20 protein-coding genes are annotated in these 26,253 nt (G+C 42.9%); 13 read left to right on the forward strand and 7 right to left on the reverse strand.

The genetic code is table 11. The features are described from left to right. The first annotated feature begins 316 nt into the window (after window positions 1-316). Window positions 317-1,063, forward strand: a complete 747-nt coding sequence (locus D464_RS0103365; RefSeq protein WP_026284622.1) for a hypothetical protein — start codon at window positions 317-319, stop codon at window positions 1,061-1,063. Window positions 1,064-1,130: 67 nt separating this feature from the next. Here the strand turns inward: D464_RS0103365 and D464_RS0103370 are convergent, their stop codons facing one another. Together D464_RS0103370 and D464_RS0103375 are read right to left on the reverse strand one after the other, a co-directional pair. Next, window positions 1,131-1,304, reverse strand: a complete 174-nt coding sequence (locus D464_RS0103370) for a hypothetical protein (RefSeq protein ID WP_018910150.1) — start codon at window positions 1,302-1,304, stop codon at window positions 1,131-1,133. 60 nt (window positions 1,305-1,364) lie between these two features. Further along, window positions 1,365-2,192, reverse strand: a complete 828-nt coding sequence (locus tag D464_RS0103375; protein WP_018910151.1) for a DUF4595 domain-containing protein — start codon at window positions 2,190-2,192, stop codon at window positions 1,365-1,367. Between the two features lie 937 nt (window positions 2,193-3,129). Here D464_RS0103375 and D464_RS0103380 point away from each other — a divergent pair. From D464_RS0103380 to D464_RS0103410, 7 genes are all read left to right on the forward strand, one after another. Further along, window positions 3,130-6,615, forward strand: a complete 3,486-nt coding sequence (locus tag D464_RS0103380) for a SusC/RagA family TonB-linked outer membrane protein (protein WP_018910152.1) — start codon at window positions 3,130-3,132, stop codon at window positions 6,613-6,615. 5 nt (window positions 6,616-6,620) lie between these two features. Continuing rightward, a complete protein-coding gene (locus D464_RS0103385) occupies window positions 6,621-8,171 on the forward strand; it encodes a RagB/SusD family nutrient uptake outer membrane protein (protein ID WP_018910153.1) in 1,551 nt (516 codons plus the stop codon). Between the two features lie 35 nt (window positions 8,172-8,206). Continuing rightward, on the forward strand, window positions 8,207-8,839 hold the full coding sequence (locus D464_RS0103390) for a fasciclin domain-containing protein (RefSeq protein ID WP_018910154.1): 633 nt from the start codon (window positions 8,207-8,209) through the stop codon (window positions 8,837-8,839). A 3-nt stretch (window positions 8,840-8,842) separates the two neighbouring features. Further along, on the forward strand, window positions 8,843-9,316 hold the full coding sequence (locus D464_RS0103395) for a hypothetical protein (RefSeq protein WP_018910155.1): 474 nt from the start codon (window positions 8,843-8,845) through the stop codon (window positions 9,314-9,316). 39 nt (window positions 9,317-9,355) lie between these two features. Continuing rightward, window positions 9,356-10,675 carry a thioredoxin family protein gene (locus D464_RS0103400; RefSeq protein WP_018910156.1) on the forward strand — a complete coding sequence of 440 codons (1,320 nt, stop codon included), beginning with the start codon at window positions 9,356-9,358 and terminating at the stop codon, window positions 10,673-10,675. An 8-nt stretch (window positions 10,676-10,683) separates the two neighbouring features. Continuing rightward, a complete protein-coding gene (locus D464_RS0103405) occupies window positions 10,684-13,533 on the forward strand; it encodes a M16 family metallopeptidase (RefSeq protein ID WP_018910157.1) in 2,850 nt (949 codons plus the stop codon). Between the two features lie 953 nt (window positions 13,534-14,486). Then, window positions 14,487-15,398 (forward strand): DMT family transporter, encoded by a 912-nt coding sequence (locus D464_RS0103410; RefSeq protein ID WP_018910158.1) that lies wholly within the window; start codon window positions 14,487-14,489, stop codon window positions 15,396-15,398. Window positions 15,399-15,403: 5 nt separating this feature from the next. Here D464_RS0103410 and D464_RS0103415 read toward each other — a convergent pair whose 3' ends face one another. After that, window positions 15,404-16,057, reverse strand: coding sequence for a response regulator transcription factor (locus D464_RS0103415; protein WP_018910159.1), 654 nt, complete (start codon window positions 16,055-16,057; stop codon window positions 15,404-15,406). Window positions 16,058-16,159: 102 nt separating this feature from the next. On the opposite strand from D464_RS0103415, the gene D464_RS0103420 reads away from it, so the two are divergent. The 5 genes from D464_RS0103420 (at window position 16,160) to D464_RS0103440 (ending at window position 21,343) form a co-directional block, all read left to right on the forward strand. Beyond that, window positions 16,160-17,623: an alkaline phosphatase family protein gene (locus tag D464_RS0103420; RefSeq protein WP_018910160.1), complete on the forward strand. Its 1,464-nt coding sequence runs from the start codon at window positions 16,160-16,162 to the stop codon at window positions 17,621-17,623. Between the two features lie 114 nt (window positions 17,624-17,737). Then, window positions 17,738-18,352, forward strand: coding sequence for a deoxynucleoside kinase (locus tag D464_RS0103425; protein ID WP_018910161.1), 615 nt, complete (start codon window positions 17,738-17,740; stop codon window positions 18,350-18,352). A gap of 110 nt (window positions 18,353-18,462) precedes the next feature. Then, a complete protein-coding gene (locus D464_RS0103430; protein WP_018910162.1) occupies window positions 18,463-19,083 on the forward strand; it encodes a deoxynucleoside kinase in 621 nt (206 codons plus the stop codon). A gap of 115 nt (window positions 19,084-19,198) precedes the next feature. Further along, window positions 19,199-20,131 (forward strand): thioredoxin-disulfide reductase, encoded by a 933-nt coding sequence (gene trxB, locus D464_RS0103435; RefSeq protein ID WP_018910163.1) that lies wholly within the window; start codon window positions 19,199-19,201, stop codon window positions 20,129-20,131. 228 nt (window positions 20,132-20,359) lie between these two features. Then, window positions 20,360-21,343 (forward strand): bifunctional methionine sulfoxide reductase B/A protein, encoded by a 984-nt coding sequence (locus tag D464_RS0103440; RefSeq protein WP_409371852.1) that lies wholly within the window; start codon window positions 20,360-20,362, stop codon window positions 21,341-21,343. Window positions 21,344-22,077: 734 nt separating this feature from the next. On the opposite strand, the gene eno is transcribed toward D464_RS0103440, so the two are convergent. From eno to D464_RS0103465, 4 genes are all read right to left on the reverse strand, one after another. After that, entirely contained in the window at window positions 22,078-23,385 is a 1,308-nt protein-coding gene (gene eno, locus D464_RS0103450; RefSeq protein WP_004381800.1) for a phosphopyruvate hydratase, read from the reverse strand. 125 nt (window positions 23,386-23,510) lie between these two features. After that, complete coding sequence (locus D464_RS0103455) at window positions 23,511-24,086, reverse strand: LutC/YkgG family protein (RefSeq protein WP_018910166.1); 576 nt, start codon at window positions 24,084-24,086, stop codon at window positions 23,511-23,513. Continuing rightward, window positions 24,079-25,461, reverse strand: coding sequence for a lactate utilization protein B (locus tag D464_RS0103460; RefSeq protein WP_018910167.1), 1,383 nt, complete (start codon window positions 25,459-25,461; stop codon window positions 24,079-24,081). Before D464_RS0103460 ends, D464_RS0103455 begins: the two co-directional genes overlap by 8 nt. A gap of 35 nt (window positions 25,462-25,496) precedes the next feature. Then, the gene (locus D464_RS0103465; RefSeq protein ID WP_018910168.1) at window positions 25,497-26,228 is read right to left on the reverse strand and encodes a (Fe-S)-binding protein; all 732 of its coding nucleotides are present in this window, start codon (window positions 26,226-26,228) and stop codon (window positions 25,497-25,499) included. Between the last annotated feature and the right edge of the window lie 25 nt (window positions 26,229-26,253).

Here is a 26,253-nt window from a genome sequence, read left to right on the forward strand (position 1 = left end):
TCAAAATTCCATCAAGGGCGAGATAGATGTCAGATTCCTTTTCGTAAGGAATCATTTTGAAGTAAGCAGAACCTGCAAAATAATTTTTCTTATTCATTGTTTCCTATTATGTTAAGTTCCAATCGGACAATCAGAATTGCCTTTTACAAAGATAATACATTTGTGTAAAATATTAATAACATCTTCCTTTCGTGTGCTACTAATTCCTATATCTTTTGGAATATATCAGTGAGAAAAAGAGGAGCGAGTGCTTGTTTTATCTGTTTTTTTTATATCTTTGGCGCATAGATAGTGGTACCCTAAATGTCAAATAGAGATGAGATATAAGCTATTAATGTTCCTTTTGATGCTAACAAGCAACTGTCTGGCATTAGTATTCCAGCCTGATACATTAGCAATAGATAATGGTAAATCACAGAAAACATTAGATGAATATGGTTATGATATGACTGCTGACACCGTTGCTAATTATTTGAATAAACCTATTCAGCATCTTATGACCTTTCAAAATGACACCATACAACTAAGAATCTCCGCCTCCAAACACTACAAGGGCTATTATCAATGGAGAAGTTTTACGATTTCTAACTTTTATGTGAAGTGTTCGGAAGCTACATTCCAGGGGATGTCTGCTGCGATATTGTCACCAGTCACCATGATAGCAGGTGCTGATAGTAATACAGATTCAGTCTATACCGACCGCCTACTTATCATTGAATACAAAGGGAAGAGATGGGTATATGCTAATGTTATCCGTAACACTGAGTGTGAAGACTCGTTCGGTTTTGAAGATTTAAGAGCAGGAGAAGAAGGATTAGAATTAAGCTATATGGCAGGACAAGGGTATAAGTACTATTACAATATACTCATCGCAATGTCTTTTGGTCAGCCCTGTTTAATGAACTTGGATGTAGAAGAACACAATTCAACTGCACAATATCAAGCCACTCATCAGTATGATTTTACAGCTTCGGATGAGGCTGACTGCTATCCTCTTTACTCTTATCGACGACACTTCCCAATGTTACTTCGTGGTGGAAATTATGATTCTTTCGTCAGATAAGGATAATTATTACTTATCTGTGGCACATTCTTTTATCAGTAAACACTCTATGGCTTCCCTGTTAATCTTACTTCCCATTGATAGATCGAATAAAGAAGTAACGCTTCTTTTTATAGTCTCCTGCAACTTTCAATATCTGTGCTGGATATCGGTCTACTATATATGCACTAACCAAGATAGGCTCTTGCGCATATAGAGTAGAAGTGAAGAATAATAAAAAGAAGGTTATGACTTTATACATGCAGGCAACCTTTTCCTTGTTCTATATCCATAGGTAATACCCCAGAAAACTCTTCTCTGTTTACCAAGTAAATGTATTTGTCCAGTTAGGAGCATGACTTCTAACCATGGAAGTAGGATAACCAGAGGCGTTCAAATGCCATGCGAAACTCTCTTCCTCCCCTTCGTTACCGACTAATCGAACAGGTAGATGTTTCGTTGCTTTACCTAATAAGCCTGCGAAATAGGCATATTGCATCTCGTCCATATCGATCCCCAATGTGGTGTCAAACAGCATAATGCACCCTTTGTTTACGATAGGTGATGGGACAGACTGCGAAGTATAATAAACCTTGTGAGTCTTATTTCGGGTTCCATTGACAGCCTTCTCTGTTGTAGACACAATGTTCCCCGGCTCATATTTGATCGTTGTTCTTTCGTTTCCTTCCGAACGGAACATAGTCAGCAGTTGCCCATTATTGTTATAGGTGAAGTCCCATGTCTCTTTTTGTGATAAATCATCTCGATGATATTCGGTTTCGTCGCAATGTTTTACAAAGCCTTCCTTGTTAAGGAAAAGATAGAGTATTAGCTGTTCTTCTTTACTCTCCAACGTCATAACGACATTAGGTGTATTAGCATTGTTAGACGTCGATTCCATATATTCAAAGGTGATTTTCTCATCACCATTATTAGCTTGAATGGCTGAAACCTGCCCCTTGACATTCTTGAGAATATTATATTCACCATAACTAAGTGGCACCCCTCCTGTAAATACATTCAGAGGATTTACCTCCGTTGGAGTAGTCGGTTTATCTGGTTCTATGGTCTTATTGTCATTTCCGCAGGAGATTAACGCACTGCAACCTAATGTTATTACAAAGAGAACTAAGCGAATTGATTTCTTCATTAATTAGTCTTTTATGTTACTATCATTGTCTATTAGTTTGCAAAGATACTGAAAATAATTGAAGTTCTTATGTTTGAGGATGAAATTAGTTGATAATGGTTGAGACGGAATCAAAGGATAATGAAGCTATTAAACGGGGTTATTTCTTATTTTTCAGGTGCTGGTATGACTGACAAATTATAGGTGAAATATAGAAATGATATAAGCTGTTTTGTAATAAAATACTGCTAATTGGAGTACTCATTTTGGCGTTTTTTTCAGCAAGCTGTGCCCTTCTCTGTAAATACACGAATTATGGAGGAAGAAAAGACGGTTGCTGTAAGAGATTGATAGATAATGAGTTGTGCGTAATGGAGCTATCTTCCGATAGAGAATTGTGTACAAATTCTGTCAAAATAAGCCTATTTTTATATAGGAAGTAGGTACTTTCTGCTTAAAACGGAGGTACCTTTTGCCTAAAACGATAGTACCTTTTCATCAAAACGATAGTACCTTTTCACTAAAACGATAGTACTTTTTTCTAAAAAGGTAGTATTCTTCTTGATTTCACGTTATATTTGTCTTAAAGTAAGTCTATAATGAGAAAATGGATTATAAAGTATATTTCACATAGAAGGAATAAGTTTTATTCAATTCTATGGGATATAAATTGTCATTTTGATAGTCTCTACCTCCTCTCTAATCATTTATAATTATTGTTTCAGCTTGTTCTTTCCTTTCATATATAAGGTTATAAATGAAAAAAAACTGCATACATTTACTTGATAAGTGAAAATATATGTTTATATTTGCAGGTCATTTGTTTTGGAATCTTTCTAATGGGTATTCTCTAACGATGATAAGTAGGCGGACTGGAGTTATTATTTTATATTGAAGTAAAGTATTCGACCTTGCCTGATTTAGATATCATAATTTAGTAAAACAATAAAACGATTCAATGAAGTATCACCAACACATGTCAGGAATACGGAAGAAATTGCCTTCTTTGCTATTCCTTGCTACCTTCTTCTTGATGATTTCGTGGACTTCTCCAGCCTTCTCACAGGTGGTTGGCAAGAAGTTCTCTATTTCTTTTAAGGATAAAGGGGTAGCGGAAATCTTAGACTTTATCGCTACGAAGGGCGATTATAAGATTAATTACACGGATGATGTACGGAACGACTCATTGCTGTTGACCATTTCTTTTGATGAGGTTGATGAGTTGGGAGCCGTTCAAAGTCTGCTTTCCCACACTCCTTTCACTTATAATGTGAGTGAGAAGGACATCAATGTCTTTAAGATGAAGAACGCCACTCAGGGACAGTTCACATTGAGTGGTACGGTGAAAGACAAGGATGGGGCGGGGATTCCATTCGCCACTGTGCAGATTAAAGGAACGTCACAGGGCGTTATTGCCGATATTGATGGCAATTTCTCAATGCCTGTAGAGAAGGAGGAGGGCATGATTAGCTTCTCCAGTGTGGGATATGAGAGTAAGAACTTGAAGTATCACGCTGGTAAACCAATGAATGTTGTTTTGCCTTCTTCGGCCTATACGATGGGCGAGGTGACAGTGGTTGCTTATGGTAAGCGTAACACGCGTGAGCAAGTGGGTGCGATAACCTCTGTGAAGGTGGAAGACTTGCAGAAAGCTCCGACAGCCAGCCTTGAGAACCTTTTGCAAGGTCGTATGGCGGGTGTTGATGTTACCAACCTTTCCGGTTCGCCAGGCGGTGGTGGCTCTCGAATAACGATTCGTGGCTTTAGTTCTTTGAATCAACAAGGAGTGAATGATGGTAGTCCGTTATTCGTTATCGATGGTGTTCCTGTCAATAGTACAGGTAATGCGAATACGGGGGGTATCAATCCTTTGTCAGCCCTCGACCCCTCAAGTATCGAGTCAGTACAGGTGTTGAAGGATGCAGCTTCGGCTTCCCTCTATGGTTCGCGTGCTGGTAATGGTGTGATTCTGATTACTACAAAGAAAGGAAAGTCAGGGCGTACAGAGGTAAGCGTGAATGTTTCTCAGTCGCTTTCTTGGTTGCCACGCACACCATTACAGACGCTTGGTAAGGGGGAGCGCGATATTGCTTTGATGTTGGCAAAGAACCAACGTACATCTCATTATGACTATACAACCGACCGACTGATTAATCCGGGATCTTACAAAGACTCCTATGGTTGGGATGCAGAATACGATGGTTCGTATGACTACTTATGGCGCAATGGTCAGGTGCTCAATAGCGATCGCAGTTTACCAGCTATAGCTCAAGACTCATTGAACACCTTTTATAATAATAGAACAAACTGGTGGAAATATGCCTTCCGTTTAGGTCGTGTGACCAAAGCCGACCTTCAGTTGGCAGGTGGAACCGATAACCTCCGTTATATGGTGAATGGTGGTGTCTATGACGAAACTGGTATCATGATTAGTTCCAACTTCCGTCGTTATAGCTTGTTGAGTAATCTTGACTTCAATCTCTCCACCAAGTTGAGTGCCTTCACACGTATTAATCTCTCTTATGCAACCCAACAGGCAGGCTCCGATGCGGGGCGTGCTCAAGGATTGACCTTCGATCCGAAGCGCACCTCAACATTGCTTCCTGGTAAGGGAAGTACGGCAGAGCGTGTGGCATTAAGGCAGTTACGGGATATTGATAAACAGAACTCTAACTATAATGTTCGATTGAGTTTAGGTTTCAATTACAATATTCTTAAGAACTTGAAGTTCTCTTCAACTTATTCTCTCGACCATTATTTCACACGTGTCTACAGCTTTACGCCAGACTATCTGACTTATGACCTCAAGTCGGCGATACAGGCTGCAAACATTGCAATGACCAATATTCAGACAGAGAATATATTGACTTACAACCTCCTTCTCCCACATGATCAAAAGTTGGAGTTGATGGCAGGTATGACTTATAACTACGAACTCTTGCAGAACTTGAATGGTACTGCAAAGGGTGGTCCAACCAATTCTATTAAGTATGCAGGCGAAGGATGGCCTTCACTCTTCAATGATAATGGAACGATAAGAGCCGCTCAGAGTTTCAGAACTGATAAACAGGAACAAGCCATGATGAGCTTCTTGGGACGTGCAGCCTATAGCTATAAGAAACGTTACATGGCGGAATTGTCCATTCGTTCCGATGGGTCAAGTGTATTCGGAAAGGACGTTCGTTGGGGTACATTCCCATCGGTAGGTCTAGGCTGGGCATTCAGTGAGGAACGCTTTATGAAGAAGCTTTGGTGGTTGAGCTTTGGTAAGATTCGCGCCTCATGGGGTAAGTCCGGACAGAAGTTCCAAGAGCCTTACTTAGCCTTAGGTATTATGTCAGAAAGTAATGTCTATAACGGTTCTCTCGGATTGATACCACAAGACATGGCGAATCCAAAGTTGACTTGGGAAGAGAGTGATCAGTATGACCTTGGTCTCGATCTTCAGATGTTAGATTATCGTTTGAAGCTCAAGCTCGATTATTATTATAAGTATTCTAGCAAACTCTTGATGCAGTCTTACCTCCCTGGTAACGTCTTCCTTGCATCTCGCATGTGGGATAATGCCTCTGCAATCTCTAATGAGGGAATTGAGTTTGAAGCCTCTTATGATGTCATCCGCAATAAGAAGTGGAACTGGACGGTGGGCTTCAATCTCTCACACAACCGCAACATGTTGCGTAAAACCTATAATGGAGAAGACTTGAACGATAAGGTTCTTGGTCGTCCAGTCTATGGTATTTATACTTATAAGGATGAGGGAATTGTACAGCGTGAAGAGGATATTCCAATGTATCGTAACGCCACGGGTAAGTTGATGCCATTGTATTTCCAATCAGCAAATAACCCTTTGCGTGTAGGTGGAAGGAAGATTAAAGACCAGAACTATGATGGTGTCATTGATGATAAAGACCTCTATTATGCTGGTAGCACACTCCCTGCTGCTTATGGTGGTATCAATAGTCACTTGGAATGGAACGGCTTTAGTCTCGACTTACTCTTCAGTTACACCCTTGGTCGCAAGGTAATGAACATGGTCAAGAACAGTGCCTTTAGCTTCACAAAGGAGTTTGGGGTTGTCATGAATAAGTTTAATATTCACGACTTCTGGACCACCAACAACCGTAATGCGAAATATCCTTCTTTGGAGTTCGCAGACAAGGATTACATTGGACAATTTGATGGTAACGTTGATTCAAACATAGAGACTATCAGCTTCTTACGCCTTAAGCAACTTGTACTGGGGTATAAGTTCCCACAGAACTGGTTGAAGAAGACCTTTATAAAAGAGGCTAATCTCTACCTTAGTGGAGAGAACCTCTTCCTCTTAACTAACTATTCAGGAGTAGATCCTGAAGTGATAGATCCTTATACAGGAAAGGACGATGGACGTGAATATCCATTGAACAGAAAGGTTACTTTAGGCATTAATTTAAAATTCTAAAGACAATGCGAAAAATCATATTTGGGTCTATTCTTGCATGCTCTCTACTCTCTTCATGTAACCTCAATATCGAGCCAGAGAATAGTATGACATACGTAAACTCTTTCAACAAAGAGAAGGAGTTGAATGCGACAACGACCTCCATACAATATTACATCAACACAACTATTGGCAGTAACTTCGTCTTGTCAATGGCTGGAGTCCTAGCTGATAATGTGCAGTCGAACACTCAGTTGCGCGAATGGAACCCTCGGACGGTTCTTTCAAACGACTATTCTTGGAAGGGATTGTACGATCTTATCTTTGAATCAAACCTATTGTTAGATAATATCCATCGTACAAAGGACCTCCCAGAAGAGCGTGCAAACTATCACAAGGGACAAGCCGAATTTGCATTGGGATTGGCATATTTCCTTTTAGCACAGCGTTATGGGGATGCCATTATAACAGAGAACTCTTCTGTTATTAAGGCTTATGACCAGTCTTCACAAGCTGATGTTCTCAACACAGCGATTGATCATGCAAAGAAAGCATTAGACCTTTTGCCAACATGGGATAAGTTGAAAGACATTAACGGAGTGGCTATCACCGAGCGTCAGACAGCCTCTAAGGGTACTGCTGCAACCTTGTTAGCGCAAATCTATGCTTGGAGAGGGAGCATAACAGGGCTTTATCATCTAAATAACGATGCACAGGCTGACTATCAGAATGCTATCAAGTATGCTTCCGATGTCATAGCTGGTAAGGATGGAGTCTATCGGTTGTGTAGCACGCCAGAGGAGCTTTGCCAGTATCTTTCCAATGAGAAGAGTCCGAACCCAGAAGCCATCTTTAGCCTCTATTTCGATAAGACGCGTTCAGAGAATGTAGCCTCTCCTAATGAGATAGCACGTAACTTTGTTAGTTGGCCAGTGAGGAGCGATCAGACCTTAGCCGACCTACCATCAGAGACGCCATGTCAGCTTTATAAGTCTACTGTTGAGGCTCTCTTCCCTGATGCAACAGACAAGCGTTTGCACGCATTCTTCTATGATTGGGGTACAAGCCATGAGGTTGATGGACAAGAATATGCCATTATGTACAAGTTCCGCAAGGCTATCATGGATCCTGACCAGTTCTCGCCAAGTGGTTACAGCTACCGTACCATTGATGCAGACTACGTCTATTGGCGTTTGGCAGACTTATATCTCTTGCGTGCAGAATGCTATCAGAAGTTGGGTGACGATGCGCATGCTATTGCCGATCTGAACGTTATTCGTGCTCGTGCCGGTGCTCTTCTCTATCCTTCAACCTATGATACTGAAGGCTTGAAGAAGGCTATCTTCCTTGAGAGAGAGAAAGAGTTTATAGGTGAGAATGATGCTCGTTATGCTGACATCATACGCAATGGTTATGTCAAAGAAGAGCTCAATGGTAAGTTCAAACTATTGACCAATCAAGATATACAAGGTGGTGCTCTCTTCTTGCCATTACCTACAGATGCATGGCAAGATAAGGATGGTCACATCATAAACAACAAGTTGAGACAGAAACCTTATTGGCAGGCTTATAAGTAAATAGGTTCTATTACGAACTCTAAAAAGGTTGAATAATGAAAAAGATAATATATATTGTGGTACTCTGCTTGACGTTAGGAATGATGTCAAGTTGCACCGATTATAATTTTGATGATACTGGTCTTGCTAACGGCAAACATGAGACAAGCATGTGGGACTACTTCAAAACCGATTCTTACAACTGGAGTATGTTATGCGAAATGGCTGAACGTGCACAGCTCGTAAGCCTCTTTCAAGGTACAAGTCAGTATGGTAAGGACTTCACCTTCTTTGGTCCAACGAATCATAGCATTCGTCGTTACCTCTATAAGAATGGTATGACAAGCGTATCAGAGATACCTGTTAGTGATTGTAAGAAGTTTATTTTGAATTGCCTCTTACCGCATAAACATATCATGTTAGACGACTTCAAGACTGGTACTAAGTCTTCTGATGCCTCTAACCCAATAGGTAAAGGCGGTGAAACATTCACTATGGCATCAGGTGAGAAACTATGGATTTATACCTTCCGGGAGTCTTACGATGGTGTACCTAACGCTGGTCCTTTACAGATCTATTTGGTTTCTCCCACCACAACCAAGACCTCTCACGTTGCTTCTTGTAATATAGAAACACAAACAGGAGTGGTTCATTCACTTGATTATAACTTTAGTTTAACTGACTTTTAAGGTATGAAAAGAATAAAAAATAGTATAGCGTTAGTTTGTCTAACTTTACTTGCTGTGGGCTTAATGATGTCATGCAGCAAGATGAAAGTGGGTTATCTCCGTACTGCGGGGGCTTCTTTTGCACCAGACTCCATCAATGTTTTCCATAATATCGACCCTACCTCTGATCGATATATAGAGCAACAACCCTTCGTATCAACGAGTATTCAGGGTGTAGCAGGTACCAATCCTATTAACTTCGAACTGGCCAGTGTGAAGGCAGATACGCCTGCAGCAGGCGAACTCTTTATGAAGTTATATAAAGAAGGAGAGATATCTGTTGTGGGCGGAAAGGTCATTGTCTCTTTAAAAGCAACTAAGCAGTTGACCAACGGACATTATCTTCTCACCTTGAAAGTCTATAACGAGGATCACGAGGCATTGTTGAAAGACATCTTCAAGGTCGTTGTGACAGATGATGAGTTACCTATTTACTAATCGTAAATCAATGTTTTATTATTTAAAATAGCACATATTATGAGAATAAAAAGATATTTCTTAGTGCTCGTTACACTCATTGCTTTCACCCTCCAAAGCTTTGCGCAAGAGGGAACAACGGGTATTCAGTTCTTTCAGGGAACCTTTAATGATGCCCTTGTAAAGGCTAAGCAAGAGAATAAAGTGCTCTTTGTCGACTTTTATGCAGTGTGGTGTGTACCTTGTAAGAAGATGGCTAAGACTGTATTCACACAAGAGGAAGTGGGCAAGTTCTTCAATGAACACTTCGTTAGCATACAGCTGGATGCAGAGAAGGGAGACAATGTCAACATTGCAAAGAACTATAAGGTCGTTGCCTACCCAACGGTTGCTTTCATCTCACCTGAAGGAAAGGCAATATCGGTGAATACGGGTGCAATGAATAAAGATGAGCTATTGGATGCAGCGAAGATAGCCGCTGGTCAGAGTATTAGCTTTGAAGCTCTTTATGAGAAATATAAGGCTGATAACAATGATCTCGACGTCCAGCAGCAACTCCTTCTCAAAGCTCCTTCTTTCTTACAAGCGCAAGAAGGAATGGAAGCCGACAAGTGGGTTACCCGTTTGCAGAAGTTGTATAAGAACTACATCACCGCTAAAGCACCTTTAAAACTTATCAATGAGAATGATTACAAGATTATTCTTGCACTTGAGGGAGACGATGATAAGGAACACAAGCAATACATAGTTGATCTCATCAATGACCATCTCGACGATTGGACAAAAGCGGTTGGTAAGGCTCCTGCCTACTATATCGTTGAGGCGAATGATGGCTTTGCGGAAGACTTAGCAAAGGATGGTAATGCTAAGTACAAGGACTATGTTGAAAATGTAAAAGGCAAGTATGCAAAGGCTTACAGTGTAATTGGTCTAACTGAGATCACGCCTTATGAGAAGACAAAACTCTATAATGATGCCCTCTTCAACCTATATAAGAATAAGGATGTCGACGGTTATATCAAGGCTATGCAGACTTACTTCGACAAGATGAAAGGCAATGTTCAGGCTGCTGACTATGGTAAGGCTGCCCAGAATCTATACATGGCTGCAGGCAAGGTGTTGAAACCTAAGCACCATGAAGTAGCTATTCAGTGGTCAGAGAAAGCCCTCGAAAAAGAGAATGCAGTTATGGATCGCGTCAATTACATGGTAATGATTGGCGACTCATATCGTGAGTTGAAGAACTATGCGAAGGCTCGCGAGTATTACAACCAAGCCTTTGCTGAGACCCTCACACTACAGAATATGGAGATGCCACAAGCGATGTTGCAAAGTGCAATTAAGCATAAGCTCTCTACCCTCGAACTACTTGAAAAATAAGAATGTATATGTTTAGAAACATCATAAAGAACCTCACGAGCGTGGCTATGTGCCTACTCGTGAGCTTTCTGTTTGGTGTCTCTTCGCCTGCTCATGCACAGATGAAAGGCTTGCGAAAGGGCACCTTACCGAATGGTCTCACCTATTATATATATAATGACGGATCGGCAAGTAGCGATGCTCAATATTATCTTTATCAAAACGTGGGAGCCATCATGGAGAATAAAGATGAGATGGGTTTGGCACACGTCTTGGAGCATTTAGCCTTCAACACAACCGATCATTTCCCTACAGGAGTGATGTCTTTTCTCCGCAAGAATAACCTCAATGACTTCGAAGCCTTTACGGGGGTTGATGATACGAGGTATGCTATTCACAACGTACCAAGTACTAACGACGAACTCAATGACAAGGTATTGTGGATTCTTCGTGACTGGTGTCATGGTATTAAAATCACGCCACAAGATGTGGAGAAGGAGCGTGGTATCATCCTTGAAGAGTGGCGACATCGTGCTGGCGTGAACCGCCGTTTGACCGATGCCATTGCTCCTGTCGTTTATAACCAGTCGGGTTATGCAACGCACAATGTTATTGGTTCGCTTGATTTCTTACAGTCTTTTCAGCAGAAGCAGGTAAAGGCTTTCTATGATAAGTGGTATCGTCCTAACCTCCAATTCATAGCTGTTATAGGCGATGTCGACCTTGATAAGACTGAAGCAAAGATTCAGTCGATCTTCAAAACATTACCGAATAAGCTCGCACCAGCCGTTGATACGCAGGTTCGGAACATTCCCGTGAATGACAAGCCACTCTATCTTCGATTCATCGACCCCGAGAATAAGAGTGCATCCTTTGGTCTTTACCAACGCTATGAGATGCCAGGTAATGCACAGGAAGAGGCTCGCACCCGTCAATTCATCTTCACTAAGTTCTTCAATACACTTGCTCCTAAGCGGTTCGCAATGCTGAAGAATGCGGATAAAGAGAAGTTTATTGCTGCCGACTTGAGCCTTTCTCCATTGGTGAGAGACTATTCACAAATGGCATGGGACATGGTTCCGTATCAGGGGGAGGCACAAGCTGCTTTGCAGCAGTTGCTTGCCGTGCGTGCTAACCTTCGTGACAAGGGCTTTACCGAGGCGGAGTTTAATGCCGAGAAAGAGGCGATGTACAACGGAATGAAGGATGTTTTGGAGGCAAAGGGATTAGGAACTCCTGATAACGCCTTAATGCTCTTCCGCCAAAACTACCTCTATGGTATTCCTGTAAAAGACTTCCGTTCACAGATTAGTCGCAACCTTGAGACCTTAGTAGAGCTTGAGGTGAGCGATATCAATGCGTGGTTGAAGAACTTACTCGATGATAAGAACCTTGCTTTCGTTACTTATTCAAAGTCGAAGGAAGAGATGAATATCACCGAAGACGAGTTTAATACTGCTCTAAAGAATGCCTCTTCCAACAACGATTTGGCGCAGGCTGCTAACGTGAAACCTATCACGAACCTCATTGATTATAATCTCGTTCCAGGGAAGATAACCAGTGAGACGACATTAAAGAAGCTCCAATCGAAGGTGTGGAAACTAAGTAATGGCGCACGAGTCATCTATAAGTATGTACCTGAAGCAAAGGGTCGCTTCTTCTTTGCAGGCTCTTCCATCGGTGGCAAATCGGTTGTTCCTGCAACAGAGCTAGCCAACTATACGGCTATGCGCTCACTCTTAATGCAGTCGGGAGTATATAACTATAACCGCAATCAACTTGCCCAATGGCTACAAGGGAAAGACCTGAATCTATCCCTATCACTCGAGGATTACAGTGACGGAATAGGTGGTTCTGCAGCTGTTGCAAACGCTGATGACTTCTTCGGATACCTTCATCTCGTTCTGTCGAAACAGAACTTTTCAAAGGCAGCATTCGATAAGTACATCCAACGCAGCGTTTATCTCTATGACAACCGACCATTGAGTGGTATGGAGGCAGTGCAGGATTCTATCCGTCAGTTGCTCTATCCAGTAAGCGCGTTGAACCCTCGTCAGGATGAAAAGTTCTTCCATTCAATGCAATATAACCAACTTGCAGAGCAGTTCCAAAAGCATTTAGGCGATGCATCAGGCTTCACTTATTGTCTGATGGGCGATATTCCAGAGGCGAAAGCAAGGGAGTTAATCACACGATATATCGCTTCGCTCAAGGGTTCGGGTAAGCCAGCTGTAACGTCAGTGACGCCACTTGACTTTGCAGCGAGTGCCCCTGTCATCAAGCATACCTTTGAGACTGAGACCGACGGAGGCATGGCTGAAATTGAAATCTCATACTCGAATAAACAGAAACTAAGCGATCGTGAGCAGGCTGCATTAGAGGTGTTGCGTGCGTTGTTGGAGCGTCGTTACTTCGATGTGTTGCGTGAGAAGGAACATCTCACTTATACGATTGGTGTGCAAAGTACTTATAATTCGCAGCCAGAAGCAAGTGAGAACCTAAGCATCCACCTCTCTACTGCAGCGGAGCATATCGATCGTGTCCTCACGTTAGTATATCAGTTTATTGAGGATGTCAAGGCAGGTCGCATAAGTGCTGACGATTTCAAGGCAGCGATGGTACCATTAGCTGTACAAGAGGAAGATGCTAATGCACAACAGAACACAGCTGATCCTTCATTGTGGATGGGACTTCTGAATGTCTATGCAGAGACTGGTGAGGAGTTGTCACCATCGGATAGCTCTAGTTCAGAACCTATCTTCAAGACCCTCACAGAACAAGATATTGCGAAGGTTGCAACGAAGATTTTCACACAAGCTAAGCAACGTGAAATCATCGTCAAGCCTGTTACTCACGAGGGGAAGCGCACGTTTAAGTAAGGAGGAGAGGCCTCACCCCCGCCCCCTCTCCGAATGGAGAGGGGCGTGAATAGTACCATCTGCTAACAAAGAGGGCGTTTCTTCGATGTGAAGAGACGCCCTTTTCACTTTGAAGAGGGCGTCTCCTTGCCATGAAGAGAGCCTCTCTTTGATACAAAGAAACGCCCTCCTTAAATGGAAAAGATACAAACCTGTAGGGACAGACGCCCTCGTCTGTCCGCCAGAACGCAAGCAATAAAAGCCTCCCCACACTCCTCTTTAGGGAAGGGATGTTGCCTAATGGAGTGTTACTGATGGATGGAAAGGCGGACAGACGAGGGCGTCTGTCCCTACTTTGAGGCATCTTTTTGGATAGAAAGAACCATCCCGACTTGCTCCCGTTTGGATCTCCTCCCCTTGGGGGAGGCTGGGTGGGGTTTCCAGATGAGGACGCCTGTCCCTACGCTGTGGCGTTGCTTCGACACGAGGTTAGTTGTAGTTGGAAATGAAGAAAGCCTCTCTTTGATACAAAGAAACGCCCTCCTTAAATGGAAAAGATACAAACCTGTAGGGACAGACGCCCTCGTCTGTCCGCCAGAACGCAAGCAATAAAAGCCTCCCCACACTCCTCTTTAGGGAAGGGATGTTGCCTAATGGAGTGTTACTGATGGATGGAAAGGCGGACAGACGAGGGCGTCTGTCCCTACTTTGAGGCATCTTTTTGGATAGAAAGAACCATCCTAACTCGCTCCCGTTTGGCTCCCCTCCCCTTGGGGGAGGCTGGGTGGGGTTTCCAGACGAGGACGTCTGTCCCTACGCTGTGGCGTTGCTTCGACACGAGGTTAGTTGTAGTTGGAAATGAAGAAAGCCTCTTCTTGTTAGCTTCCATTAATCACTTCTCATAAAAAATTACGTACCTTTGCAGGCGAAAAGAGATTCACGTAACGTGTAATAGACAATATTTAAGGTAAGAGATGACAAATAAAACCAGTATATTTCAGCGTCCCTTATGGGTGACAATATTCGCTTTAACGGCTGCAATAGCGTGGGGCTGGGCCTATCCACTGATAAAGTTAGGGATGCAGGAGTTCGCTATTACGCCCGATATGACAGGTTCGAAGATGCTCTTTGCTGGGATTCGTTTCTGCTTATCGGGGCTTATCATTTTGGCAATAGCTGGTGGAAAGCAACGCAACTTTGCGGTTAGGAAGTCTGCAGACTGGTGGTATATCCTCGTGTTCTGTTTGTTGAATACAACTTTACATTACGCTTTCTTCTACTTTGGATTATCCCATAGTGAAGGCTCAAGGGCTGCCATTCTCAACTCGTTGAGCGTTTTCTCTGTCGTTATCTTCGCTTGTATCTTCTTCAAAAGTGACCACATGACCATTAAGAAGATTATTGGTTGCGTTGTTGGTTTCGCTGGTATCTTATCGTTAAACATAGGAGGTGCCGAGAGCGGGAGCTTTACTTGGCTGGGAGATGGCATGATTATCCTCAACGCCCTATGCGGTGCTTCTGCCTCATTGATGATTCGGGGACTGGGAAAAAGAGTCGATGTGTTTGTTGGGACAGGCTATAGTCTGGCTTTAGGTGGCACTTTATTGGTCATACCGGGGCTACTCATGGGGGCAACCTTACCGAACGTCTCTGTCTTAGGTGGGATTTATCTCTTACTCTTAATAGCAATTAGTACGTTGGGATTTACGCTTTATAACAAGCTACTCACATGCAACCCTGTGGGAAAGGTAGCCATCTATAACTCACTAATCCCTGTCGTTGGTGCTGTCACCTCATGCCTATGTCTGCATGAGACCTTCTATATAAAATATGTGGTGGCAGGCTTCCTTGCGGCACTGGGAATCTATATCATCAATAAGAGTTAGACTGTTTAAATATAATACTCTGCCGCATCCACCAATCCTGTACGTATAGCGTAACGAGTGGCTTCGTGGGCATTGTTGACCCCAATCTTGCGAAAGATATTCTTTCTGTGAGTGTTTACTGTATGGAAAGAGGATATACGCTTTTCGGCAATCTCACGTGTTTTCATTCCCAAAGCAATATCCTTTAGCACTTCAATTTCCGTCTTCGTCAATCGGACTCTCTCCTTTTCTGGTATTGCAACAGGTGCTAAGAGCATGTTAGCGGCATGTTGGCAGAGATAGTGATTACCGTGCAGATTATATTCAATACACTGCTTTATCTCTGATAGTTTAGTATCCTTTAAGAGTACACTTATTCGACTCTCTGTGTTCACCAAGTTACGTATGAAGTCCACACTAAGGTCTTCGCTCCATAAGATGAAATACGATTTCGGATAACGTTGAGCAATGATTAGCAAGTCAGAAGAGCTGTTGATATCAAACAACGTATAGTCCAGTATAACAATAGATTCAGGCTTTTGCCTCAACAGAAACATAAGTTCTGCCTTCGTCTCAACCGATGAGATCGATTCCAGTTGCATGTCAGCAAGGATGTAAAGCATGCCTACGCGCGTTATATCTTGATTATCCGCAACAATGATATTCTTTGTTTTCTCCATACGAATTGATTATCAATTGCAAGCGTACAAAAGTATATAAAAAAGTTGATTAATCGAAAATTTTATCGTAAGTTTGCATCATCATTAAGCGTATAACCTAACATGAAGAAACTCATTACACTAATGGTTGGACTGCTCATAGCGGTCTCTTCGAATGCACAGATTCAACGACCTAAGTTGGTGGTAGGGCTTGTTGTCGACCAAATGAGGTGGGATTACCTCTACTATTATTATAATGAATACGGCACTGGTGGTCTACGCCGACTACTCAACGAGGGCTTCTCCTTTGAGAATACTCATATAAACTATGCCCCCACAGTAACGGCTATCGGACACAGTTCTATATATACTGGTTCGGTTCCAGCTATCACTGGTATCGCGGGAAACTACTTCTATCAGAATGATAAGAGTGTCTATTGTTGTGCTGACCCATCGGTGAAGAGCGTTGGTTCTGATAGTAAAGAGGGGCAGATGAGTCCGCATCGTATGTTGGCATCTACCATCGGTGATGAGTTACAAATTGCTACTGACTTCCGCTCGAAAGTAATAGGAGTGGCATTGAAAGACCGCGCTTCCATCCTTCCAGCAGGTCACGCGGCAGACGGAGCATACTGGTGGGACACCTCGGCAGGGCATTTTGTCACATCGAGCTTCTACATGAATAGTCTACCAAAGTGGGTGGAGGACTTCAACAAGGAGAACCATACTGCACCGAACTTCGACATTAAAAGCACCCTGGAAGGTGTAACGATGACTTTCAAGATGGCGGCTGCTGCAGTGCGAAATGAGCGGTTAGGTAAGGGCAAGGAAACCGATATGCTCACTGTGAGTATATCGCCAACTGACATCATCGGACATAAGTTCTCTACTCGTGGAAAGGAGAATCATGCAGTCTACATGCAGCTTGATAAGGATTTAGCAGAGTTCCTTAACATGCTTGACAAGGAGGTTGGTAGGGGCAACTACTTGCTTTTCTTGACAGCTGACCATGGTGCTGCTCATAACTACAACTATATGCGGGAGCATCGCATACCAGCTGGTGCTTGGAACTACAAGGAGACAGTTAAGAGTTTAAACGACCACTTGCAGCAGAAGTTCGGCATAACTCCTGTGATGGGAGAAGATAACTATCAACTGTTCTTAAACGACTCTACTATCAATGCAGCTGGTCTAAAGAAACAGGACGTGATAGACGCTTCTATTGATTATCTAAAGCAAGATCCACAATTCTTATATGTGTTTGATGAGGAAAAAGTAACCAATGTCACCATGCCTGAATGGATAAAGGAACGCATGGAGAATGGCTACTTCCGTGGTCGTTCAGGTGAGATTGGAGTAGTGACAAGACCGCAGTTCTTTGGTGGATCGGAGTCTCCCCAGTTCCGTGGAACACAGCATGGTCAACCCTTCCCATACGATACGCACATTCCTTTCCTACTCTTTGGTTGGAACGTAAAGCATGGTTCTTCAAATGTAGAAGCACATATCGTGGATATCGCACCGACCATTTGTGCCATGTTACATATACAAATGCCGAATGGTTGTGTGGGAACGGCTCGATATTAAGAAGCCGTTTTCTTTTAATGACAATATAAACAAAGAAATCACATTCACATACTTGTTTGGATTCCATTTGATGGTTAGGAGGAATGGAGAAAACCAGTATGTGGATATTAAGTTATGCACATCGCAATCGCAGGAAACATCGGGAGTGGTAAGACAACACTCACTACTATGCTTGCCAAACGCTATGGTTGGAAGCCAAGATTCGAGTCCGTTGATTACAACCCGTACTTAGAAGATTACTACAAGAACATCAAACGGTGGTCATTCGCTATGGAGGTGTTCTTCTTAAAAGAGCGTTTTAGAGACTTATTAGAGATTAGTCGTAGTGGAGAGTCTGTCGTTCAAGACCGCTCGATATACGAGGGTGTATATGTATTCACGGAGAATAACTATGCAATGGGCAATCTTGACGACCGCGACTATGAGACTTATATGGAGTTATTCGAGGATATGACTGATGCAGTTAAGTTCCCCGATCTTATGATCTATTTGCGTTCTTCGGTCAGCCACTTAGTTTCTAACATCGAAAAGAGGGGTCGTGAATATGAACAAAAGATGCCTTTAGACTACTTAGAGAACCTTAATAAAAGGTATGATGACTTCATTTCGGATAAGTATAAAGGTCGCGTTCTGGTTGTTGATGTCGATCACCTCGACTATCAACACAAGCCGAAAGACTTCGGACTGATTACTGATAAGATAGATAGAGATTTGTTTGGTCTGTTTTAAGAGGACAAGTTTACATAAACATTTAATTAATTAACTGAAATATAAAAAACGCCCTTCAAGGCACGAAAATCCATATATGTGGAGTCCTGCCAAGGGTTTTGTACATCATTATGCATATTGCAATCGCTGGAAACATAGGTGCTGGTAAGACCACACTAACCAAGATGCTCGCTAAACGGTACGGCTGGAAAGCCCACTTCGAGCCTGTTGATAACAATCCATACTTGGAAGATTACTATGCAAATATGGCTCGTTGGTCATTCAATCTACAAGTGTATTTCCTTAACAAGAGGTTTCGTGACGTCGTAGAAATCTCTCGTTCGGATGACACCATCATACAGGATCGAACCATATTCGAGGATGCGCGCATCTTTGCTCCTAATCTTTTCGACATGGGACTGATGTCTGAACGAGACTTCAAGAACTATACTGACTTGTTCGAACTGATGTTATCTCTGGTCAAGCTGCCCGATCTCCTTATATATATAAGGTGCTCCATTCCACGCTTGATTGATCATATCCAGCAACGCGGAAGGGACTATGAACAAACCATGCGAATTGATTATTTGCGTGGACTTAACCAACGTTACGAGGACTGGATAAAGACTTATAAGGGGCACCTGATGATAGTTGACGGTGATACAACTAACTTCCTTGAAAGCAAACAAGACTTCAAACGTGTCACAGATATGATTGATGACCGACTTTTTGGCTTGTTTCCTATGGAATAAACAGGCGTTTGCTTTTGGCATACTATTTGATGTTGTAATCATTACAAAGTATTAACTTGAGTCTTCGTAAGACTTTGGTCCAATGCAGAAGACTCTTTTCATGATAATAAGAAGTATGGAAAAAGTAAAGACACTAATAATCGGAAGCGGTCCAGCAGGTTATACAGCTGCTATCTACGCAGGGCGCGCTAATCTACGACCAGTACTATATTCTGGTATGCAGCCAGGCGGTCAGTTAACCACCACAACTATCGTTGAGAACTTCCCGGGGTTCCATGAAGGCATTGACGCAAACCAGTTGATGATGGAAATGCGCCAACAGGCGGAGGCTTACGGGGCTGATGTTCGAGACGGATCTATCGTTAAGGCGGATCTTAGCAAGCGTCCTTTTCATATCGAGGATGAGCGTGGTAACGTGATAGAAGCCGACACTTTGATCATTGCTACAGGTGCCAGTGCGAAGTATCTTGGTCTTCCTGATGAAGAAAAGTACCGTGGTCAGGGTGTAAGTGCATGTGCCACATGTGACGGATTCTTCTATCGTAAGCGTGTAGTAGCCGTAGTTGGCGGTGGTGATACAGCTTGTGAGGAGGCGATGTATTTGTCAGGTCTGGCAAAGAAGGTCTATATGATCGTTCGCAAACCCTACCTTCGTGCAGCGGAGATCATGCATAAGCGCGTTACAGAAAAGGACAACATTGAGATCCTCTACAATACTAATACCCTCGGACTCTATGGTGAGAACGGTGTTGAGGGGGCGCATCTTGTACGCTTCAAAGGCGAAGAGAACGAAGAGAAATATGATGTTGCTATTGATGGATTCTTCCTTGCTATCGGTCATACACCTAATACTGAACTATTCAAGGGGCAGCTCGATTTAGACGATCATGGCTTTATTCTCACTAAGCCGAAGTCGACTGCGACCAGTGTAGAAGGCGTCTATGCGGCTGGTGATGTGGCTGATCCAACCTACCGTCAGGGCGTTGTTGCTGCTGCAACAGGTGCAATGGCTGCTATTGAGGTAGACCGTTTCTTACAGAAACAATAAAGTATTCATAGATTAATAAGGGTGTATCAGATAGGCTAACTGATTGTTGGCAATCTAATACACCCAGCTTTTAATCAAGTTTCCATATACTCACTTAATCTCATCCCAACCATGTGTAAACTTCTTTCTACTCTATCTACTCTGTTATTTCCATTGCTTGTCAACGCCGCAACTTGTGGTTTTCTTGTGACGGGCTCATCATCATGTACGAATAAAACAAAGACTTCTATGGCACAATCCGACTCTACTCTCTTTCCCAAAAAGAAGTATGCTAAACCCGACGATGCCACCTTGCGCCGCACACTAACCGCCGAGCAATATGCCGTCACACAGCATGCAGCTACCGAGCGACCCTTTACCAATGAGTATGACCACGAGTTCCGAGAGGGTATATACGTTGATGTTACAACGGGCGAACCGCTCTTCTCCTCCACAGATAAGTATGATTCTGGTTGCGGATGGCCTGCTTTTTCAAAGCCAATCAGCGATAAGCTCATCACAAATCACGCCGACCACTCACACGGAATGACGCGTATTGAGGTGAAGAGCAAAACAGGCAACGCTCATTTAGGGCATGTCTTTGATGACGGACCAGCGCCAACTGGCGGCAAACGATATTGTATTAACAGTGCTTCCCTGCGCTTTATTCCAATAGAAGAGATGAAGGCGAAAGGCTATGGGGAGTACATTAAACTATTAAGACCGATGAAAGAAATATACTTAGCAGGTGGTTGTTTCTGGGGAACAGAGCATTACCTCAAGCAGATAGAAGGTGTAGTTGCAACGGAAGTAGGCTATGCCAATGGACGAACAAAGAACCCCACGTATGAAGAGGTATGCACTGATGGGACCCAATTTGCCGAAGCTGTGCATATAACTTACGACCCAAAGGTTATCAGTCTGCCGTTCCTACTGGATCTATACTTTAAGTCTATTGATCCAACTAGTGTCAACAAGCAGGGCAACGATCGTGGTACTCAGTATCGAACGGGCGTTTATTATGTTGATCCAAAGGACAAGGAGGTAATCAAAAAGGTATTTGCCGAACAGCAGAAGCACGTAAATGGCAAAATAGCAGTTGAATTGGAGCCCCTCAAGAACTTCTATAAAGCGGAGGAATATCACCAAGATTACCTTGACAAACACCCCTCCGGCTATTGCCATCTACCGCAGGCTCTGTTTGAATATGCCCGTAAGGCGAGGGAAAAGTAGCCCCCTCCCCAGCAAACAGTACATTTTACTCCCCCTCTCCATTACTTCCCGTTGGTCAGTGACCGTTGGTTCAGAGAGGGGTTGGTGGTGAGGCTGGTTGGGGCGATTGTTGAGGCTTTTTTTTCTTCTTTTCCTTGCTCCTTTAATTTATTCTTCTTACCTTTGCCGCCGTGAAAGAATTAGCAATGACATATCAAGTGAACGAAGTACTGCAAAGAATTATCCAATTCTTTGCATCTTTTTGCACTTTATCTTTGGTCAATCCAAATAATTTGCTAACACACATTCGCACCTAGCGTCTACTAAAATATTTTTTCTTCTCGCATACGCGCGCGAAGCGTGCCGTACCCCCTGTAAACAAAGGACTTTTAGGAGTTTCCTTTGTTCGCTTTTTTATGCCCTTTTGCGAACTCGATTTAGAGCAACCTAAGAACGAAATAACAACGGTTTTAATCAATGAAGTAATGAGAAAAAAGCAAGTAAAGAAGAGAGATATCACACACTTTTTAAGACACTACCCCAATACGCTTACTTTGGAAAGAAAAGACCTATAATAACCGATAATTCTAACAAATAATAAGCTTAAGTATATTTTATCTAACACGAAAGACCCCAAAAAGTTTTACCGGACAGCAATAATATCTTATGATGGAAAAAGCGATAGAAAAAAGGACTACCCCCTGTGGGATAGTCCTTAATTATAATGTAGTCCCTCCCTTAACAGGAGCGAGAACTTACTTCAACTTTGTATAACCATACTTTGCACAAGCACCGAGTTCTTCCTCAATGCGGATGAGCTGGTTGTACTTAGCCATACGGTCTGTACGAGACATAGAACCAGTCTTGATCTGACCAGAGTTTGTAGCAACTGCGATGTCAGCAATAGTTGTATCCTCTGTCTCACCTGAACGGTGTGAAGTTACAGTTGTATAACCATGACGGTGAGCCATCTCGATAGCCTCAAGTGTCTCTGTCAATGAACCAATCTGGTTAACCTTAATAAGGATAGAGTTAGCTGCACCCATCTTGATACCCTTCTCAAGGAACTTAACGTTAGTAACGAACAAGTCATCACCAACAAGCTGGCAACGGTCGCCGATAGCTGATGTTAGCTTAACCCAGTTCTCCCAGTCGTTCTCATCGAGACCATCCTCAATAGAGTCAATAGGGTACTTTGTGATCAAATGCTCTAGATAAGCAATCTGCTCATCTGCGGTTAACTTCTTACCATTTGGATCCTTTGGCATACCGTTCTTGAGCTGACGATAGTCATAGAACCACTTGCCACCCTCGCATACAGCGAACTCTGAAGCAGCACAGTCCATAGCAATCTTAACATCCTTACCTGGCTCGTAACCTGCGTCCTTGATAGCCTGAATGATTGAATCGAGTGCATCCTCGATACCATCGAACTTAGGAGCGAAACCACCTTCATCACCTACTGCAGTAGAGAGACCACGCTTCTTCAATAACTTAGCAAGTGCGTGGAATACCTCAGCACCCATACGGATACCTTCTTTCTCAGTAGGAGCACCAACTGGACGAATCATGAACTCCTGGAAAGCGATAGGTGCATCAGAGTGAGCACCACCATTGATGATATTCATCATAGGTACTGGCAATACATAAGTATTAGCACCACCAATGTAACGATACAATGGGATGTTCAATGCCTTAGCAGCTGTGTGAGCTACTGCCAAAGAAACACCAAGGATGGCGTTAGCACCGAGCTTGCTCTTAGTTGGAGTACCGTCGAGTTCGAGCATCTTGTAGTCGATAGCACGCTGATTGAGTACGCAATCACCTTTCAATGCTGGAGCGATAAGGTTGTTTACGTTTTCAACAGCCTTGAGGACGCCCTTACCCAAGAAACGATTCTTGTCGCCATCACGAAGCTCAAGAGCCTCATTCTCACCAGTAGAAGCACCAGATGGAACACTTGCACGACCCATTACACCATTTTCGAGGGTTACCTCAACCTCAACTGTAGGATTGCCACGTGAATCAAGAATCTCGCGAGCATGTACTTTTTCAATCTTCATAACTTATTTTGTTTATTAAATCTGTTATATTTTATATCCTTCTCTACGGTATGCAAAGTTAATAAAAAAAGTTGGAAACATATTGTACCAACCTTTTATATTTATGTTTTTGACATAATTAACGTTTAATCCACAATTATGACAGTAACTCCTCTTGCTGCCTGAGCACCCATGACGAGTGCTTGTTCTATATCTGCTGTCTTGCTCGGACCTGATATGAAGCATCCATAACCATATTCGGTCATGTGGATTCTCCTATAGGCTTCATGCATATTATTAACAATTTTGTCACGATGAACAAGTATTACGAGGTTCTCGGAAACAAAACAAACAACTCTTTCTTTCATTGTTTGTGGTACCCAAACACATCCATTCTCTGCCACAGCAATGTCTCCTTCAACGATACCGACGTCTGTTCCGTTGAGATCCTGCGCTTCTGAAACCATGTCAGGATTAAGGTCTACCTTAATACCCTTTACGTTTGACGCTAATACTTGAGCTTCTGGATAAGCTTTTCGGATTAGTTCGTTGAGGTCTTCTCCAGCCTTTGCTTCAATGACTTCACTCCCTACTTTGTGACTCGTCTCTATGAATTGTTCGATGGTATTTTCATACTTGATACCATCAATAGAAGCCTCTGGCATGTCAAACTGATGCATGGTATTACGACGCAGTTTGCCTAATAGTTCTTCCTTATTCATGCTTCAATTCCTCCATTGCTTGCTTAAAGATAACGTGGAAAGGCTTCTTGGCAAATTGTGGCATAGTATGTCCAATGCTCCAAGGATTTAGCTTTATATCCATCAATGACTTAGGTATGTGGTTGGCAACTGACGAATTTCTAAGCAAAGCATCATATATATGATAGTTCTCATAAACAGCCTTCATACCCTCTGCCATCACCTTCTTTTCCTTATTCTCTGTACCATATTTCTCTAAACTCTGGCGCCAACGATAGATCTGACTACCTGGAGAAACCTTTGCAGGGCACACACAATCACAACTCAAACACAATGAGCATGCTGACACGTTACCGCTGTGTTTCTTTGGACTCTTTAGCATACCGAGGTTGACACCAATAGGTCCTGGAATGAAATAACTATATGAATAACCACCCGAACGACGATAGACTGGACAGGTATTCATACATGCTCCACAACGAATACACTTTAATGTCTCCCAGTGTTCTGGGTTGGCTATGATATCCGAGCGACCATTATCTACCAAGATAACATGCATCTCTCCACCCGGACGAGGTTTGCGGAATTGAGAGGTGAAAGACGTTGCGGGCTGTCCTGTACCACTACGGGCAAGGAGTCTCTGAAATACTGCCAAGGCATCATAATCAGGGATAACTTTCTCAATGCCCATGGCTACGATATGCAATTTAGGCACTGAGGTAGACATATCAGCATTACCTTCATTGGTGCAAACTACACAATCGCCCGTTGCTGCAACCCCAAAGTTACACCCCGTCAGACCAGCATCAGCATCCATGAAGTCCTCACGCAAATCCTCACGTGCACATCGTGTGAGATAAGCAGGGTCATGGTTTCCTTTCTCATGAGATATTCCTTTTTCCTCAAACATCTCCCCCACCTCATCGCGCGTCAGGTGGATTGCAGGCATAACAATGTGTGCTGGCCTTAAATGCATGAGTTGCAAGATACGCTCGCCAAGGTCGGATTCAATCACGTTGATACCTCGTTTGATAAGATAAGGATTCATCTCACATTCCTCGGTAAGCATTGATTTTGACTTAACAAGCTTCCTTACTTTATGAGACTCAAGTATTCCATAGACCATCTCATTGAACTCTTGTGCGTCTTTAGCAAAATGTACGATGACACCATTGCGCTCCAAACTATTAGAGAATTGCTCTAAATAATCTGCTAAATGGGTCGCTGTATGCGCTTTAATGCGGCTTGCATGCTCGCGTAAGTCCTCCCATTCAGGTAATTCTGCTGCTGCCGCATCTCGCTTCTGACGCACCGACCAGAATGTGCGGTCGTGTTGTGCCACCTTCTTAGGGTCTTTCAGAAACTCTTTTGCTTTCTTTGAATGATATGTTGACATAACTCTTTTGCTCTTCTATCACCTTATTATATATATCAAAAACCAGCAGCTAAGATCTCAGCTACATGCATGAACTTTATAGGATAATGCCTCTTTGCCGCCACACCTTGCATGTGCATTAAGCAAGAGCTATCAGAACCTGTGATAATTTCAGCACCTGTCTCCATGTGACGTTTCACCTTGTCATTACCCATAGCAGCACTGACACGTGGCTCTTCTATTGCAAACATACCACCAAAGCCACAACATTCATCCTTGCGATTAGGCTCTTTTACCGTAATACCTTCCTTGAGCTTCAGCAAATCAATAATCTTATTGAAAGGCTTCTCTTGTATTTCTGAAGGTGCACTAAGCCCTAACTCACGAACACCATGGCAGGAGTTATGGACAGAAACAACGTGAGGGAAACTCCCAGGAAGTTCCTTTACTTTCAAAATATCATGTAGGAATTCTACCAGCTCCATTGTTTTTTTAGGGGTCTTACACTCATGATCAAGTATTTGTGGGTAATTAACACGCACAAAGGCAGCGCAAGATACACTTGGTGTTATCACATAATCAAATTCATTAAACTTATCCTCAAACCGCTTTGCAAGGTGACTTGACATGCGCTGAAAGCCACCGTTTGCCATTGGTTGCCCACAGCAGGTCTGCCGATCGGGATAGACTACATCTAAATGAAGCTTTCGCAAAAGCTTATAAGTTGCTACGCCAACCTGCGGAAAGAGCGCATCGACGTAACATGGAATAAAGAGCCCAACTCTCATAAATATATCTTCTCTTGTTCGTTTC

Origin of the sequence: Prevotella veroralis DSM 19559 = JCM 6290 (genome assembly GCF_000377625.1) — a bacterium.
GTDB classification, from domain to species: Bacteria; Bacteroidota; Bacteroidia; order Bacteroidales; family Bacteroidaceae; genus Prevotella; species Prevotella veroralis.

What these genes read in the sequence shown, in the direction of transcription:
- D464_RS0103365 (WP_026284622.1), top strand. Translation starts at nt 317, where the DNA reads ATGAGATATAAGCTATTAATGTTCCTTTTGATGCTAACAAGCAACTGT.
- D464_RS0103370 (WP_018910150.1), bottom strand. Translation starts at nt 1,304, where the DNA reads ATGTATAAAGTCATAACCTTCTTTTTATTATTCTTCACTTCTACTCTA.
- D464_RS0103375 (WP_018910151.1), bottom strand. Translation starts at nt 2,192, where the DNA reads ATGAAGAAATCAATTCGCTTAGTTCTCTTTGTAATAACATTAGGTTGC.
- D464_RS0103380 (WP_018910152.1), top strand. Translation starts at nt 3,130, where the DNA reads ATGAAGTATCACCAACACATGTCAGGAATACGGAAGAAATTGCCTTCT.
- D464_RS0103385 (WP_018910153.1), top strand. Translation starts at nt 6,621, where the DNA reads ATGCGAAAAATCATATTTGGGTCTATTCTTGCATGCTCTCTACTCTCT.
- D464_RS0103390 (WP_018910154.1), top strand. Translation starts at nt 8,207, where the DNA reads ATGAAAAAGATAATATATATTGTGGTACTCTGCTTGACGTTAGGAATG.
- D464_RS0103395 (WP_018910155.1), top strand. Translation starts at nt 8,843, where the DNA reads ATGAAAAGAATAAAAAATAGTATAGCGTTAGTTTGTCTAACTTTACTT.
- D464_RS0103400 (WP_018910156.1), top strand. Translation starts at nt 9,356, where the DNA reads ATGAGAATAAAAAGATATTTCTTAGTGCTCGTTACACTCATTGCTTTC.
- D464_RS0103405 (WP_018910157.1), top strand. Translation starts at nt 10,684, where the DNA reads ATGTTTAGAAACATCATAAAGAACCTCACGAGCGTGGCTATGTGCCTA.
- D464_RS0103410 (WP_018910158.1), top strand. Translation starts at nt 14,487, where the DNA reads ATGACAAATAAAACCAGTATATTTCAGCGTCCCTTATGGGTGACAATA.
- D464_RS0103415 (WP_018910159.1), bottom strand. Translation starts at nt 16,057, where the DNA reads ATGGAGAAAACAAAGAATATCATTGTTGCGGATAATCAAGATATAACG.
- D464_RS0103420 (WP_018910160.1), top strand. Translation starts at nt 16,160, where the DNA reads ATGAAGAAACTCATTACACTAATGGTTGGACTGCTCATAGCGGTCTCT.
- D464_RS0103425 (WP_018910161.1), top strand. Translation starts at nt 17,738, where the DNA reads ATGCACATCGCAATCGCAGGAAACATCGGGAGTGGTAAGACAACACTC.
- D464_RS0103430 (WP_018910162.1), top strand. Translation starts at nt 18,463, where the DNA reads ATGCATATTGCAATCGCTGGAAACATAGGTGCTGGTAAGACCACACTA.
- trxB (WP_018910163.1), top strand. Translation starts at nt 19,199, where the DNA reads ATGGAAAAAGTAAAGACACTAATAATCGGAAGCGGTCCAGCAGGTTAT.
- D464_RS0103440 (WP_409371852.1), top strand. Translation starts at nt 20,360, where the DNA reads ATGGCACAATCCGACTCTACTCTCTTTCCCAAAAAGAAGTATGCTAAA.
- eno (WP_004381800.1), bottom strand. Translation starts at nt 23,385, where the DNA reads ATGAAGATTGAAAAAGTACATGCTCGCGAGATTCTTGATTCACGTGGC.
- D464_RS0103455 (WP_018910166.1), bottom strand. Translation starts at nt 24,086, where the DNA reads ATGAATAAGGAAGAACTATTAGGCAAACTGCGTCGTAATACCATGCAT.
- D464_RS0103460 (WP_018910167.1), bottom strand. Translation starts at nt 25,461, where the DNA reads ATGTCAACATATCATTCAAAGAAAGCAAAAGAGTTTCTGAAAGACCCT.
- D464_RS0103465 (WP_018910168.1), bottom strand. Translation starts at nt 26,228, where the DNA reads ATGAGAGTTGGGCTCTTTATTCCATGTTACGTCGATGCGCTCTTTCCG.